Origin of the sequence: Tardiphaga sp. OK245 (assembly GCF_900108575.1) — a bacterium.
Taxonomy (GTDB): Bacteria; Pseudomonadota; Alphaproteobacteria; order Rhizobiales; family Xanthobacteraceae; genus Tardiphaga; species Tardiphaga robiniae.
The window spans coordinates 1105119-1118362 of sequence record NZ_FNWZ01000002.1; the positions used below are offsets into that span (position 1 = coordinate 1105119).

11 protein-coding genes are annotated in these 13244 nt (G+C 62.4%); 5 read left to right on the top strand and 6 right to left on the bottom strand.

Annotated features, from left to right (window positions below; genetic code table 11):
• Nucleotides 1-25 precede the first annotated feature (25 nt).
• The gene (gene hmgA, locus BLW80_RS11885; protein WP_093758038.1) at nt 26-1372 is read left to right on the top strand and encodes a homogentisate 1,2-dioxygenase; all 1347 of its coding nucleotides are present in this window, start codon (nt 26-28) and stop codon (nt 1370-1372) included.
• 115 nt (nt 1373-1487) lie between these two features.
• Here the strand turns inward: hmgA and BLW80_RS11890 are convergent, their stop codons facing one another.
• Both BLW80_RS11890 and BLW80_RS11895 read right to left on the bottom strand, forming a co-directional pair.
• Nucleotides 1488-1799: a DUF1272 domain-containing protein gene (locus tag BLW80_RS11890; protein WP_093758039.1), complete on the bottom strand. Its 312-nt coding sequence runs from the start codon at nt 1797-1799 to the stop codon at nt 1488-1490.
• Nucleotides 1800-1951: 152 nt separating this feature from the next.
• Complete coding sequence (locus BLW80_RS11895) at nt 1952-2428, bottom strand: Lrp/AsnC family transcriptional regulator (RefSeq protein ID WP_089266744.1); 477 nt, start codon at nt 2426-2428, stop codon at nt 1952-1954.
• Nucleotides 2429-2561: 133 nt separating this feature from the next.
• On the opposite strand from BLW80_RS11895, the gene hppD reads away from it, so the two are divergent.
• The gene (gene hppD / locus BLW80_RS11900; RefSeq protein WP_093758040.1) at nt 2562-3686 is read left to right on the top strand and encodes a 4-hydroxyphenylpyruvate dioxygenase; all 1125 of its coding nucleotides are present in this window, start codon (nt 2562-2564) and stop codon (nt 3684-3686) included.
• Between the two features lie 204 nt (nt 3687-3890).
• On the opposite strand, the gene BLW80_RS11905 is transcribed toward hppD, so the two are convergent.
• The 4 genes from BLW80_RS11905 to BLW80_RS11925 all read right to left on the bottom strand — a co-directional run bounded on the left by BLW80_RS11905 (nt 3891) and on the right by BLW80_RS11925 (nt 9094).
• Nucleotides 3891-4997 (bottom strand): CaiB/BaiF CoA transferase family protein, encoded by a 1107-nt coding sequence (locus BLW80_RS11905; protein ID WP_093758041.1) that lies wholly within the window; start codon nt 4995-4997, stop codon nt 3891-3893.
• A 293-nt stretch (nt 4998-5290) separates the two neighbouring features.
• Nucleotides 5291-6091, bottom strand: coding sequence for an FAD binding domain-containing protein (locus BLW80_RS11915; protein ID WP_093758043.1), 801 nt, complete (start codon nt 6089-6091; stop codon nt 5291-5293).
• 74 nt (nt 6092-6165) lie between these two features.
• Nucleotides 6166-8520 (bottom strand): xanthine dehydrogenase family protein molybdopterin-binding subunit, encoded by a 2355-nt coding sequence (locus tag BLW80_RS11920; RefSeq protein WP_093758044.1) that lies wholly within the window; start codon nt 8518-8520, stop codon nt 6166-6168.
• A gap of 88 nt (nt 8521-8608) precedes the next feature.
• The gene (locus tag BLW80_RS11925) at nt 8609-9094 is read right to left on the bottom strand and encodes a (2Fe-2S)-binding protein (protein ID WP_093758045.1); all 486 of its coding nucleotides are present in this window, start codon (nt 9092-9094) and stop codon (nt 8609-8611) included.
• 355 nt (nt 9095-9449) lie between these two features.
• On the opposite strand from BLW80_RS11925, the gene BLW80_RS11930 reads away from it, so the two are divergent.
• From BLW80_RS11930 to BLW80_RS11940, 3 genes are all read left to right on the top strand, one after another.
• Nucleotides 9450-10121, top strand: coding sequence for a 3-oxoacid CoA-transferase subunit A (locus BLW80_RS11930; RefSeq protein WP_093758046.1), 672 nt, complete (start codon nt 9450-9452; stop codon nt 10119-10121).
• Complete coding sequence (locus tag BLW80_RS11935) at nt 10118-10822, top strand: 3-oxoacid CoA-transferase subunit B (RefSeq protein WP_210185319.1); 705 nt, start codon at nt 10118-10120, stop codon at nt 10820-10822. The genes BLW80_RS11930 and BLW80_RS11935 overlap by 4 nt, the downstream gene beginning before the upstream one ends.
• A 283-nt stretch (nt 10823-11105) precedes the next feature.
• Complete coding sequence (locus tag BLW80_RS11940; protein WP_244528112.1) at nt 11106-13151, top strand: methyl-accepting chemotaxis protein; 2046 nt, start codon at nt 11106-11108, stop codon at nt 13149-13151.
• The last annotated feature ends 93 nt before the right edge of the window (nt 13152-13244 follow it).

The following is a 13244-nucleotide window of genomic DNA, read 5'->3' on the forward strand; positions in this document are numbered from 1 at the left end:
ATGACGGTAGGAAAAGGAGGATGAGATGAACATCACCACCAATCCCGATCTGATCAGCCGCAACACCGTCAACGTCACGCCGGGCTATATGTCCGGCTTTGGGAACAGCTTCGAAACCGAGGCGCTGCCCGGCGCGCTGCCCATCGGCCGCAACTCGCCGCAGCGTGCGGCCTATGGGCTCTATGCCGAACAGCTCTCCGGTTCGCCCTTCACCGCGCCCCGCGGCACCAATGAACGGTCCTGGCTGTATCGCATCCGCCCGTCGGTGAAACATTCGGGCCGCTTCGAGAAGACAGATAGCAAGTTGTGGCGCACCGCGCCGTGCCACGAGAACGATCTGCCGATCGCGCAATTGCGCTGGGATCCAGCGCCGATCCCGAAGGAGGATATGACCTTCCTGCAGGGCGTGCAGACCATGACCACGGCCGGCGACGCCGGCACCCAGGCCGGCATGGCAGCGCATGTCTATCTGATCACCAAATCCATGGTAGATCAGCACTTCTACAATGCCGACGGCGAGATGATGTTCGTGCTGCAGCAGGGTAACTTGTTGTTCGTCACCGAATTCGGCCGCATCGATGCCGAGCCAGGCGAGATCGTGGTGATCCCACGCGGCGTCAAGTTTCGCGTCGAACTCACGGGTGGCGCTGCGCGCGGCTATCTCTGCGAGAATTATGGCGGCGCCTTCACGCTGCCGGAGCGCGGGCCCATCGGCGCCAATTGTCTTGCCAATGCGCGCGACTTCCTCACGCCGGTGGCCGCCTATGAGGACAAGGACACGCCGACCGAACTCTATGTGAAATGGGGCGGCACGCTGTTTGTCACCACGCTACCGCATTCGCCCATCGATGTCGTCGCGTGGCACGGCAACTACGCGCCGTATAAATACGACCTGCGGACCTTCTCGCCGGTCGGCGCCATCGGCTTCGATCATCCGGATCCGTCGATCTTCACGGTGCTGACCTCGCCGTCGGAAACTGCCGGCACCGCGAATATCGATTTCGTGATCTTCCCGGAGCGCTGGGCGGTGGCGGAAAACACCTTCCGTCCGCCGTGGTATCACATGAACATCATGTCGGAATTCATGGGTCTCATTTACGGCGTCTATGACGCCAAGCCGCAGGGCTTCACGCCGGGCGGCATCAGCCTGCACAACATGATGCTGCCGCACGGTCCGGATCGCGAGGCCTTCGATCACGCCAGCAATGGCGAGTTGAAGCCCGTGAAGCTCACCGGCACCATGGCCTTCATGTTCGAGACCCGCTACCCGCAGCGCGTTACGGAACACGCGGCCACGACGGCGACGCTGCAGAGCGATTATGCGGATTGCTGGAAGGGCCTGGAGAAGCGCTTCGATCCGAACAAGCGGTGATACACCGGCCGTAGGATGGGTAGAGCGCAGCGAAACCCATCGACTGCAAGCTCTGCAGGGATGGGTTTCGCGAAGACGCTCTATCCATCCTACGACGCCATCAAGTTGACGTGCCTCACCGCTCTCCGGGCGGTACGTCCCTGATCCGCGCCGAATGCGCCGCGATGTCTTCAAGGCTGTAGGACAGATGCGCGCGCTTGTCCGATGGCGGGCGCTTGGCAACGGAAAGTCCCGGCCGCCATTCGGTGACCGGCCGGATCGGGCGTGGGGCGAAGCCTCCGCCGCAGTTCGGACAGACATTGTGGAGCTTGGTCTCCACGCAGTCCGCGCAGAACGTGCATTCAAAAGTGCAGATGAATGCATCGCGTGCCGCGGGCGGCAGATCCTTGTCGCAATATTCACAGTTTGGCCGCAGCGCCAGTGCCATCGTTCTCTCCCAATCGGTTCGTTGCGCCGATCTTGGCAGAACCGCGATGGTTCGTGAACTGTCAGGCGGCCTGACGCTGGAAGGCGGGTGCTACGACGCTGCGTCCGTGCGCGGGATGTTGAGCCGCCGCGCCCAGGCGATGCCCTTTGCGCTCAGGCGAGGGCCGATTTCAGCGGCAGTTTCGATGTTTCCTTCAACCGATCGAGCACGATCGACGAGCGCACATGCGCCACGCTCTGATGCGGCATCAGCACATTGTTGACGAGATCGGACAATCCCTTGAGGTCGCGCAGCACGGCCTTGAGCACATAGTCGGCGTCGCCGGTCAGTGAGTAGGCTTCCTGCACCTCGTCGACCCGCTGCACCAGCGTGCGGAACTTCTTGGCATTGTCCGGCGAGTGGGTGGCCAGTTGCACCTGGATGAAGGCGATGACGTTGAACCCGAGCGCGTCCGATGACAGATCGGCGTGATAGCCGGAGATCACTTTCTCCTCTTCGAGCCGCATCCGGCGCCGCGAGCATTGCGAGGCAGACAGGCCGACGGCGTCGGCGAGCTGCTGGTTGGTCAGCCGGCCGTCATCCTGCAAGGCAGCCAGCATCTTGAGATCGAAGGCGTCTACCGGGATCATGCGTCAAAAGCCTCTTTCATGCGTGAACCGTGCATGAATGTCGCATATTCCATCCGAATTTGCATGCACCTTGCGTCGCAAACGACCGACACTCCAGGCAAGCGATAATGCAAATCAGCTTCGGGAGATCACCATGGGTCCGTTTCCGCACGACGCGCCGGCTGCCATCATCTCGGCACATAATCCGATGGGCACCGACGGCTTTGAATTCGTCGAATACGCGCATCCGAACCCCGCGGAGCTGCATGCGCTGTTCAAGCTGATGGGCTACGCACCCGTCGCAAGGCACAAGACCAAGCACATCACAGTGTACCGCCAGGGCGATATCAACTACCTCGTCAATGAGGAGCCCGGCACCCACGGCTTCAATTTCGTCGCCGCGCACGGCCCGTGCGCGCCGTCGATGGCGTTCCGAGTCGTCGATGCGCAGGCGGCCTATGACCGCGCGATCTTGCTCGGTGCCGAGCCGGCGGATGTGATCGCAGCGCAGAAGACGCTCGAGGTGCCGGCCATCAAGGGCATCGGCGGCAGCCTATTGTACTTCGTCGATCGTTACGGCGCCAAGGGCTCGGCCTATGACCATGAATTCGAATGGCTGGGCGCGAAGAACCCGCGGCCCGAAGGCGCCGGCCTGTTCTATCTCGATCACCTCACCCACAACGTTCATCGCGGCCGCATGGATGTCTGGACCGGCTTCTACGAGAAGCTGTTTAATTTTCGCCAGATCCGTTTCTTCGACATCGAGGGCCGCGCCTCGGGCCTGTTCTCGCGCGCGCTGACCAGTCCGGATGGCAAGATCCGAATTCCGATCAACGAGGATGCCGGCGATGCCGGCCAGATCGAGGAATATCTCAACACCTATCACGGCGAGGGCATCCAGCACATCGCCTGCGGCGTGACCGATATCTACACGACCATCGAGAAGCTGCGCGCCGATGGCCTGCCCTTCATGCCGGCGCCGCCGCAGACCTATTTCGAGAAGATCGATGCACGGCTGCCGAAGCATGGCGAGGACGTGCCACGGCTGCAGAAGAACGGCATCCTGATCGACGGTGAAGGGGTGGTCGCAGGCGGCGAGACCAAGGTGCTGCTGCAGATCTTCTCGGCCAATGCGATCGGACCCATTTTCTTCGAATTCATCCAGCGCAAGGGCGATGATGGCTTCGGCGAGGGCAATTTCAAGGCGCTGTTCGAGTCGATCGAGGAAGATCAGATCAGGCGCGGCGTGCTGCACGTCGGCGATAAGACGGCGGCGTAGTCTTCTCCCTCCCCCAAGCAGCGCAGCTGCGCAGTGGGGAGGGTGGCGCGGCTGCGAGCGTTCAGCGAGCAGACGTGACGGGTGGGGTGGCACGCGCCCCGACGTCACGTGGGGCACCCCCACCCGACCGGCCTTCGGCCGGCCACCCTCCCCACAAGGGGGAGGGATAAGAGAAGCGGAGCTCTTAGGCGAGTATGAGCTTTCTCAATTCGCCCACTCCTTCACCGCATCCCCCAGCTCCACCTTCACTGCCGGCCGTGCCGCCGATGGCGTGCGCGAGAACCGCGGTGCGGGTGCCGGCTGTGTCGCGCCTTCGTGCTGGATGAACACTTCGCGTGCCACCATATGCGGATGCTTGGTTGCTTCCGACATGGTCAGCACCGGTGCGAAGCACACATCGGTGCCTTCCATGATCTTTGACCACTCGTCGCGGCTCTTGGTCTTGAACACCGCGGTGAGCTTGTCCTTCACCGCGGCCCAATTCTTCGAGTCCATGTGATTGTCGTAGCAGGCCTCCGACAGCCCGGCGAGTTCGCGCAGCTCGGCATAGAATTGCGGCTCGATCGATCCGATCGAGATGAAGTTACCGCAGCTGCATTCATAGACGCCGTAGAAATGCGCGCCGCCATCGAGCATGTTGCTCTCGCGGGCTTCCTTCCAGCGACCGGCCGCGGTCATGTCGAAGAACATGGTGATCAAGGATGCCGCGCCGTCGCACATGGCCGCGTCCACCACCTGCCCCTGGCCGGAGCGGCTGGCTTCCAGCATGGCCGCGAGCATGCCCATCACGAGATACATCGAGCCGCCGCCGAAATCGCCCACCAGATTCAATGGTGGCACGGGCTTGTCGGCGCCGCCGATGGCGGCGAGGGCCCCAGTGATCGAGATGTAATTGATGTCATGGCCGGCGGCCTGCGCCAGCGGGCCGTGCTGGCCCCAACCGGTCATGCGGCCATAGACCAGTCTCTTGTTGCGGCCGAGCACAACGTCCGGCCCGAGGCCGAGGCGCTCCATCACGCCGGGGCGATAGCCCTCCACCAGCGCATCGGCACTATCCAGCAGCGACAGCACCTGTGCGATGGCAGCCTTGTCCTTGAGATCGACCTCGATGACCTTGCGGCCGCGCGACGCCGCGCCCTTCGGCATCTGCTTCGGCCGCACCAGCGTAATCACCTCGGCGCCCATATCGGCCAGCAGCATGCAGGCGAACGGACCGGGGCCGATGCCCGCGAATTCGACGATGCGTGTGCCTTTGAGCGGGCCGGTGGCTTTGGTCTGTGGTCGCGACGACGCGAGGGTGGTGTCCTGCACTTGTGTTTCCCATGCTTGATATTGGTCGTCGATAGCGACGGACCGATTTGCCGGAAACTGTCTATGCTGGAGGTGACAAGGGCAAGAAGCTTTTGGCCGCAATCCTGCATGCGGCCATGCTGCGGCACTGCACAAAAATGCTGAAGCCAAAACTCGATGTCGTCCCCGCGAAGGCGGGGACCCATAACCACCGAGTTCGTGTTTTGCAATGGCCTCTGCCGCCATTCCGCCGCGACGGGATGGAGGCTATGGATCCCCGCCTTCGCGGGGATGACAATTGAGAGGTTCGAATTTTACCCCGCCGCTTCCACCGCGCGCTGTGCCATCACCTTGATGAGATTGGCGCGATATTCCGCCGAGCCGTGGATGTCACCCATCAACCCATCGGCTGAGATCTTCACGCCATCCAGCGCTCCCGCCGACCAGTTGGCTTTCAGTGCAGCCTCGATCGCCGGCACGCGCATCACGCCGCTCTGCGATGCGCCGGTGGCTGCGACACGGACTTCGCCGGACTTTGTCTGCGCGACGAACACCGCGGTGAGTGCGAAACGCGACGCCGGGTGGCGCATCTTGGCGTAGCCGGCCTTGGCCGGAATGGGAAACGACACGGATGTGATGATCTCGTCCTCTTCCAGCGCGGTCGAGAACAGGCCCTGGAAGAAATCGTCGCCTTTGATCTCACGCTTGTTGGTCTTGATCGTGGCATTCAGCGCCAGCACGGCGGCGGGATAGTCGGCGGCGGGATCGTTGTTGGCGATGGAGCCGCCGATGGTGCCGCGATAGCGCACGGCGGGATCACCGAGCACCGACGTCAGATGCACGATGGCGGGAATTGCCTTCTTCGCCGCGGCGCTCTGCGTGATGTCGTAATAGGTCGTTGCGGCCTTGATGATCAGCGCGTCGGATGTTGCCTCGATGCCGATCAAGTCCTTGATCTTCGCGAGGTCGATGACATCCGAGGGTGCCGCAAGACGCTGCTTCATCACGGGGATCAGCGTGTGGCCACCGGCGAGATATTTCGCCTCGGGATGCTTGGCGAACAGGGCCGCTGCTTCGTCGATGCTCGCAGGGCGGTGATAAGTGGTCTCATACATTGTATTGCTTCCTTATCTTTTGGTCGTGTTTTCTTGACGCGAACCGGCTTCCACTTCGCTTGAAAACACTCCGCTTATTCCGCTGCCTGCTGCAATTGCAGCGCTTCCCAGACACGGCCGGGCGTCGCCGGCATCTCGATCTTGTTGTGACCAAGCGCATCGGTGATGGCGTTGATGACGGCGGGTGACGAACCGATCGCGCCGGCCTCACCGCAGCCTTTCACGCCGAGCGGATTGCCCGGGCAGAGTGTCGTGGTGTGCGAGACCCGGAACGACGGCACGTCGTCGGCGCGCGGCATGGCGTAATCCATGAACGACGCCGTCACCGGCTGGCCGTTGTCATCATAGATAGCGCTTTCGAGCATCGCCTGACCGATGCCCTGGGCGAGGCCGCCATGGACCTGGCCTTCGACAATCATCGGATTGATCAGCCGGCCGAAGTCATCCACCGCGACGAAGTCGACGATGTCCACCTTGCCGGTGCCGGGATCGATCTCGACTTCGCAGATATAGGCGCCGGCCGGGAAGGTGAAGTTGGTGGGATCGTAGAACGCGCCTTCCTTCAGGCCGGGCTCCATGCCATCCGGCAGATTGTGTGCGGTATAGGCCGCGAGTGCCACCATCGGCAGTGCGATCGCCTTGTCGGTGCCGGTCACCTTGAACTCGCCATTCTCGATGACGATGTCGCCTTCGGAGGCCTCGAGCAGATGCGCGGCGATCTTCTTCGCCTTGGCTTCTACCTTCTCCATCGCCTTGAAGATCGCAGACATGCCGACCGCCGCCGAGCGCGAGCCATAGGTGCCCATGCCGAATTGCACCTTGTCGGTGTCGCCGTGTACGATCTGCACCTGATCGACGGAAATGCCGAGCCGCCCGGCGACCAGTTGCGCGAAGGTCGTCTCGTGGCCCTGGCCGTGGCTGTGCGAGCCCGTCAGCACCTCGATGGTGCCGACCGGGTTGACGCGAACTTCCGCGGATTCCCACAGGCCGACGCCGGCGCCGAGGCTGCCGACCGCCTTGGACGGCGCGATGCCGCAGGCCTCGATGTAGCAGGAGAAGCCAAGCCCGCGCAGCTTCCCGCTGGCTTTGGCCTTCGCCTTCCGCGCCGGGAAGCCGCCGTAGTCGATGGCCTTCAGCGCCGCGTCGAGCGATGCGCCGAAGTCGCCGATATCATAGGCCATGATGACAGGCGTCTGATGTGGAAATTGCGTCACGAAGTTGATGCGGCGCAGCTCGGCCGGATCGACCTTCAACTGCCGCGCCGATGTCTCCATCAGCCGCTCCACCAGATAGCTCGCCTCGGGTCGTCCGGCGCCGCGATAGGCATCGACCGGCGTGGTGTTGGTATAGACGCCCATCACCTCGGCATAGATGGTCGGGATATTGTACTGGCCCGATAGCAGCGTAGCGTAGAGATAGGTCGGCACCGAGGACGAGAACAGCGACATATAGGCGCCGAAATTGGCGTGGGTCTTCACCCGCAGGCCCAGGATCCTGTTGTTGGCGTCGAAGGCCATCTCGGCATGCGACATGTGATCGCGGCCATGCGCATCGGTAAGGAAGGCCTCGGTGCGGTCGCCGGTCCATTTCACCGGGCGGCGCACTTTCTTCGACGCCCAGAGTGCGACCATTTCCTCGGGATAGATAAAGATCTTCGACCCGAAGCCGCCGCCGACATCGGGGGCGATGACACGCAGCTTGTGTTCCTGCGCGACGTTGTAGAACGCCGACAGCACGAGCCGCGCCACATGCGGATTCTGCGACGTCGTATGGAGCGTGAAGTGCTCTTCTGCGTCGTCATATTCTGCGACGGCTGCGCGCGGCTCCATCGCATTCGGCACCAGCCGATTGTTGGTCAGGTCCAGCGAGACCACATTGGCGGCCTTGCCGAAGGCGTCATTGGTCAGCTTCTCGTCGCCGATCGCCCAGTCATAGACCACATTGCCTGGCGCTTCCGGATGTAGTTGCGGCGCGCCCGAGGCGAGTGCTGCGGTCATGCTGCTGACGGCGGGCAACTCTTCATATTCGACGACGACGGCTTCGGCGGCATCCTTGGCCTGGTTCTTGGTCTCGGCGATGACGACTGCCACGGCCTGTCCGACAAAGCGCACCGTGTCCGGCGCCATCGCCGGCCATGCGCCCATCTTCATGGGTGTGCCATCCTTGGAGGACACCGCCCAGCCGCAGATCAGATTGCCGATCTTGTCATCCACCAATTGCTGGGCGGTGAGCACATCGACCACGCCGGGCATGTCCTTTGCCGCGGAAGCGTCGATGCCCTTTACTTTCGCATGGGCATGCGGACTGCGGATGAAATGTGCGTGGGTGAGGCCGACGATCTTGACGTCGTCGACATAGCGGCCGCGGCCGGTGATGAAACGCTTGTCTTCCTTGCGCGCAACGCGTGCGCCGATGCCTTCAACGCCCATCTCATGGGTCTCCCTGCCGGAGTTTTTGATTGTCCGCGCTTTCCATCGAAAGGCGCGGTTGGCTCAGCTCAGATCAATGCGCCGCGGCTCATTCAGCCGCTTGCGCAACCTTCATGCGTCCGGCGGCGTCGAGCACCGATTTGACGATGTTGTGGTAGCCGGTGCAGCGGCAGATATTGCCTTCGAGCTCGTGGCGCACTGTCTCTTCATCGAGTTCGCCCGCGTGGCGATTCACGATGTCGATCGCCGACATGATCATGCCCGGCGTACAGTAGCCGCACTGCAAACCATGATTGTCGCGGAACGCCGCCTGCATCGGATGCAGCTGGTCACCCTTGGCAATGCCTTCAATGGTGGTGACATTGGCGCCGTCGATCTGACCGACCAGCGTGGTGCAGGATTTCACGGCCTTGCCGTCGATATGCACGATGCAGGCGCCGCACTGGCTGGTATCGCAGCCCACATGGGTCCCGGTCAGGTTGAGATTTTCGCGGAGCAGGTGGACGAGAAGGGTTCTGTCTTCGACCGTGGCAGAGACAGATTTGCCATTGACCGTCAGTTTCACTGTGGACACGCAGACCTCCCGGTATTTTTTAATTATTCCAATTAGAAGCGCGGTGCGGAAAGTTTGCAACTGGGAATTTGGTGGGTGCTTCACCCTCCCCTGGAGGGGGAGGGGCGATGCGAGCGTAGCTCGCAGCGGGGTGGGGTGAAATCACAAGCGACGCAGTGTGTGGTCTCACCCCACCCCGTCTCGCATCCGCTTCGCGGCTGCTCACCGACCCTCCCCCTCCAGGGGAGGGTAGGCGCGTATCCCTCCTGCAAATTTGTGCCTTCATATCCGCAGGCTGCGATGCTCTAGTCGCGGCGCAATAAATGCCGCAAGCGATTGCGGACAATAACAATTCCGCGACGAGGAGTTTTCGGGAGTGATCGACAAGCGCGTAGCCAGCGCGGCCGAGGCCGTGGCTGGGGTGAAGGACGGGGCAGTCGTCCTGGTGGCCGGGTTCGGTACTGTCGGCATTGCCGATGATCTGCTGGAGGCGCTGCACGAGCAGGGTGCGACCAATCTCACCATCGTCCACAACAATGCCGGCAATGGCGATACTGGTTTGGCCCGGCTGATCAATTCCGGCCGCGTAGCCAAGGTGATCTGTTCTTATCCGCGCTCCGGCGACTACAGCGCTTTCCTCAATGCCTATCGTGCCAAGACGCTGGAACTCGAACTGGTGCCGCAGGGCATCATCAGCGAGCGCATGCATGCGCATGCCGCGGGACTTGGTGGCTTCTTCTCGCCTGTGACGGCGCATACCAAGCTCGCCGAGGGCAAGGAGACCCGCGAGATCGACGGCGTGCTGTATGTGTTCGAGAAGCCGCTGAAGGGCGACATTGCACTGCTGCGCGCCAAGAAGGCGGATCGCTGGGGCAACCTCGTCTATGACCAGTCGGCGCGTAACTTCAATCCGATCATGGCCATGGCTGCCGATCTCAGCGTCGTGCAGGTCAATGAAATGGTTGAACTCGGCAGTCTCGATCCGGAAGCGGTGGTGACGCCGAGCATTTTCATCGATCGTGTGGTGGTAGTGGGAGCAAAGGCATGACGTCGTCTGATAAGACCGCAACATACAAGCCGCTCAATCGCGACCAGATGGCCTGGCGCGCCGCGCAGGACCTGCAGGAAGGCGCCTATGTCAATCTTGGCATCGGCATGCCGACGCGGGCGGCGAGCTATGTGCCCGATGGCCGCGAGGTGATCTTCCACAGCGAGAACGGCATTCTCGGCCTCGGGCCGAAGCCGGAGCCGGGCACGGAAGACGAGAACCTGATCGATGCCGGCAAGAACTACACGACTCTGATCAAGGGCGGCGTGTTCATGCACCACGCCGACGCGTTCCTGATGATCCGCGGCAAGCATCTCGATGTCAGCCTGCTTGGCGCCTTTGAAGTCTCCGAAGCCGGCGATCTCGCCAACTGGACCACGGAAGATCCGTCTTTTCCGCCCGGTGTCGGCGGCGCGATGGATCTGGCGGTCGGCGCCAAGGAAATCCGCGTGATCATGGATCATACGGACAAGGCCGGTAAGCCGCGGATCCTCAAGAAGTGCCGGCTGCCGCTCACGGCACCGGGCTGCGTCAAGCGCATCTACACCAATCTGGCGGTCATTGACGTCACGGAGCAGGGCCTGTTCGTGCGCGAGATGGTCGAGGGCATGACGCTGGAGCAGTTGCAGGCGCTCACCGAGCCCAAGCTGCAGCTCGCCAACAACTGGCAGTCGCTGACCCCGCCGGCGATGGCGGCGTAGTTGGCTCGTCATTCCGGGACAGGACGGACCGCGTAGCGGGGCCGGCATGGGCCCGGAATCTTGAGCTGCTTTGCACAACATGTCGAGATTCCGGGTTCGGTCCCGCCGCCTACGGCGTCGGCCCGCCCCGGAATGACAGTCCTGTTCGCCTGCCGCGCAACCTCCAGAAGTTCCGGTATCCGTTTACTCGTCCTTAGCCAATGTGCCGTAGGTTTGGGCATCGGCTTTGCGCGCGCTTGCGCGCGATGACCGGGATGTTGGGAGTGATGAACGGGGGCCCCACGTGGCAACGACGACGCTTGTCCGGAAGAAGCCGGCTTCTTTTAAGTTTCCTGCCCTCAGGTTCCGCGCCAAGGTGACGCTGGGCTTTGCGGCCGTGCTCGCCATATCCGCGCTCAGCATGGTGCTCGCTTATGTCGGCTTCGAGCGCATCTCGGCCGGCGTGGTATCGTATCGCACCAGCGTTGCGGAGTCTGGTCTGGCCCGCAATATCGACCGCGAACTGACCTCTTATCAGGCGCTGACGCGCTATTACGTCCTCACCAGCAATGAAGCGGACGCCAAGGCAGCGAAGGCTGCGGAAACCAGTCTGAAGGACGCCATCGACCAGTCGATGAAAGTGACCAAGGACTCCGCGCGGCTCGACAAAATCACCAAACTGTCCCGCGAATTCATTACGTTCACCAAGGTGTTCGCCGACATCCTCACCGTCAAGGGACAGAACGACACTATCGCGTCGACCCAGTTGTCGCGCACCAGCCTGATGCTGCGTAACAAGATCGATGATCTCGGCGATACCGCGACCATGGCCGGCCTTGCCTCCGTGCAGGATCAGGTCAAGGAAATCACCACCCAGTTCATCACCGCGACCTCGCTCGTGAACACCTATATCGGCAAGGCCGAGGACAAGACCTCGAATGCCGCAACGGCTCGCATCAAGTTCCTGCAGAACTCGTTTGCGACGATCTATGCCAATGACGACAAGATCAACAACAAGGTGAAGGAGATCACCGCGGAGACGAAGCTCTACGCTGATGCTTTCGTCAAGTTCGTTGAGAACACCAAGAAGGTCGACGGTCTCGTTCAGGAAATGTCAGAGACGGCGGGAGCGATCACCAAGCTGTCGACGGCGATGAAGGGGGATCTGCTGTCCGATCAGCAGCGTCTTGAAACCGAATCCGACACCACGATCCACGATACCGAGCGCCAGGTGATGGTGCTGGGCGTTGGCGGCTTCATCGTCGGTGCCATCCTTGCGCTGCTGCTGGGCCGCAGCATTGCCGGTCCGATGATTGCGATGTGCGCAGCGATGCGCAAGCTCGCAGCCGGCGACTTCGAAGTCGTGCTGCCGGGTCTTGGCCGCCGCGACGAACTCGGCGACATGGCGTCGGCCGTGGAAGAGTTCAAGGTACAGGCCATCGCAAAGGCCGAGCGGGATGCCGCCACGCAGGAAGAGCAAAGCCGCGAGGCCGGTGCGGCGCGCCGTGCCGAACTCATCCGCTTTGCCGACGATTTCGAGGCCGCCGTGGGTGCGATCGTCTCGAACGTGTCGGCATCGGCAGGGCAGCTGGAAACCGCAGCGGGCACGCTGACGCGCACCGCCGAGACCACCGAGGGATTGTCGAGCCGCGTCGCCGGCGCATCGGATCAGGCCTCCTCGAACATGCAGTCAGTGGCGACCGCAACCGAGGAGCTCTCGCTGTCGGTCAATGAAATCGGCCGCCAGGTGCAGACCTCCAGCAAGATCGCCGATAGTGCGGTCGTGCAGGCGCAGCAGACCGATGCCCGCATCGGCGAATTGTCGCGCGCCGCGCAGCGCATCGGCGACGTCGTCGATCTCATCACGGCGATTGCCGAACAGACCAACCTTCTGGCGCTCAATGCAACCATCGAGGCTGCACGTGCCGGAGATGCCGGCCGCGGCTTCGCGGTTGTGGCGTCCGAAGTGAAGTCGCTGGCCAGCCAGACCGCAAAGGCAACCGAGGAAATCTCGACCCAGATCGCGGGCATGCAGAGCGCGACGCAGGAATCGGTGTCGGCGATCAAGCAGATCGGCAGCACCATCGGCGAGATTTCCGGCATTGCGTCCGAGATCGCCAGCGCCGTCGAGCAGCAGGGCGCTGCCACGCGCGAAATCGCACAGAACGTCCAGCGGGTTGCCCATGGCACCCAGCAGGTCGCCGGCGATATCGTCGACGTCAACCGCGGCGCCACCGAAACCGGCGCGGCGTCGGCTCAGGTGCTGAATTCGGCACAGACCCTGTCGAGCGAGAGTGCGCGGCTGCGTGCCGAGCTCGATCGGTTCATGGGGAATATCCGGGCGGCGTAAACGCGATGCCCGCACCTATAACTCCGTCATGCCCGGCCTTGTGCCGGGCATCCACGTCTTTGCCGCAAAGCAAGACGTGGATGGCCGGGACAA